The organism is Bacillus sp. AFS029637 (genome assembly GCF_002584985.1).
Classification (GTDB): domain Bacteria; phylum Bacillota; class Bacilli; order Bacillales; family Bacillaceae_G; genus Bacillus_A.
The window spans coordinates 1-1,998 of sequence record NZ_NUPZ01000073.1 but is presented as its reverse complement, the minus strand read 5'-3'; the positions used below and the strand labels follow the sequence as shown (position 1 = coordinate 1,998).

The 1,998-nt window shown below is 33.1% G+C and carries 1 protein-coding gene and 1 pseudogene; both read left to right on the top strand.

Features of this window, described 5'->3' with window-relative positions:
- Window positions 1-264 precede the first annotated feature (264 nt).
- Window positions 265-711: pseudogene (locus tag COE49_RS26800) on the top strand (hypothetical protein); the annotation flags it as partial.
- A gap of 370 nt (window positions 712-1,081) precedes the next feature.
- Window positions 1,082-1,813, top strand: coding sequence for a DsbA family oxidoreductase (locus COE49_RS26795; RefSeq protein ID WP_098946165.1), 732 nt, complete (start codon window positions 1,082-1,084; stop codon window positions 1,811-1,813).
- The last annotated feature ends 185 nt before the right edge of the window (window positions 1,814-1,998 follow it).

Below are 1,998 nucleotides of genomic sequence, written 5' to 3'. Positions count from 1 at the left end.
GACTCGTCTTTTTTGTGTTTACATTCATATTCATCTCAAATGCCGTTTAAAGTTTTAAGTATTCCCTATTTTTCTAAGTATTTTGGTTACATATATAGTTCTTATTTAATTTCTTTCGAAAGTAATTCGACGATGTGTGAAATTCGTGTAGTTCTTTTTTGAAGTGCTTTAATGTAACGAGATTTACATTTGGAAAAGGAGCTAATACGAAAAAAGATAGGTGTAATTACTATAGTAGTTGTATTCCTTCTAGCGATTGTGTATATGTTAGTCGGGAATTATTTCTATAAGTATGTATTGAGTACGAAACAAGAAAAGGAATTTTTAAAGGGGAACCCTCACATAGTGGGAACGGTGAGGGTATCAGGAGATGTATTGGCTACAAATGAAGAAAAGAATGCGAACTTTGTATCGAAATATAAACGTAATACAGTGATTATAAATTCATTTGATAAGTTGACATTAACATATTGTGCATAATTCGTGTATCAACTAAAAGGTTTATTTCACTTACATAGGTTTCCTTTTATGAATGTGGCGAATACAGTTACTAAAGTGAAGGGTGAATATGGTTTAGAAGAGGTTTTAGCTGTTAAGTAAGTTGCAAAAAGTAAAACGCTTATGCTATTTATTCACAGGGATGCTAATACATTTATTCCTTTTGAAATGCTAGGTGAAGTGTATAATGCTTTAAAAATAGAAAAAGAGAAATGAATTGTTCTAGGTTCGGCACATGGAGAAGCGGAGAAAGTAGATTTAAATAAAGTGAAACTTTAATCAGGGGGTGTTGTTCACCCATCATTGATTATTAGCCTTCACAAATAGTGGAGTAAATATTGGGATACGGTATGGAAATTCGTAGAGAAGTATATTCTAGCATAATTAAAATTGTTTTCGTGTTATATACGATAATTGGAGGGGGAATAGTTGATCCTTTTGATTATCGTTTTTTGTTATTTAGGTATGTTGCTATAAATATACTTTTGGATGTGCTATATGAAAAAAGGTAGAGCAAAAACTTTTGAATTTCTTAATCTCGGTGCTACAATGATTGGAAACTAAGTTTTAAAGAGGTGTTAATATGAAAATCGAAGTTTGGTCAGATTTTGTATGTCCATTTTGTTATATCGGGAAGCGTAGATTAGAAATGGCCTTAGAACAATTCCCACATAGGGATGATGTTGAAGTTGAGTTTAAAAGTTTTGAATTAGATCCGAATACTCCCGTTTACTCTGGAACGAGTATTAACGAAGTACTTGCATCAAAGTATGGGATTAGTATTGAAGAAGCTAAGCGTAATAATGTACAACTAGGAAATCATGCAGCTAGTATGGGCTTAAGTTTTAATTTTGAAGAGATGAAGCCGACAAATACCTTTGATGCGCATCGCCTTGCGAAGTTCGCTAAGGATCAAGGGAAGGAAAAAGAGATTACAGAAAATCTTCTTTTTGCATATTTTACTGAATCACAAAACTTAAGTGATGTGGAAGTACTTGCTACTATTGCTGAAAAATCGGGATTAGATAAGCAAGAAGCTTTAAATGTTATCAATAATAAAAGTGCTTATGCGAATGATGTTCGAGTGGATGAAGCAATTGCTCAGCAATATCAAATTTCGGGAGTGCCTTATTTTATTGTTAATCAGAAATATGCTATTTCAGGTGCGCAACCACTTGAAACCTTTGTTGGTGCACTTCAGCAAGTGTGGGAAGAAGAGAATCCTGCGCCTAAATTACAAGAGCTTTCACCAGACGAAGGAAGCGATATGTCTTGTACTGATGGAAGCTGTTCGGTTCCATCAAAAGAACAATAGGTTTTTTAATGGGATAGCAACCCATAGAGTGTTTTATGGGTTGCTTATGTATTCTTATAGAAGAGATATGTAAATAGATAACTTGATAACGTAAATGTGTTTTTATAAAAAATGAAGTTTTTTATAAAAACATATTGACGATTTTAAGTTAGAGGTGTAATATAGAACAAGTCGCCGATGACATT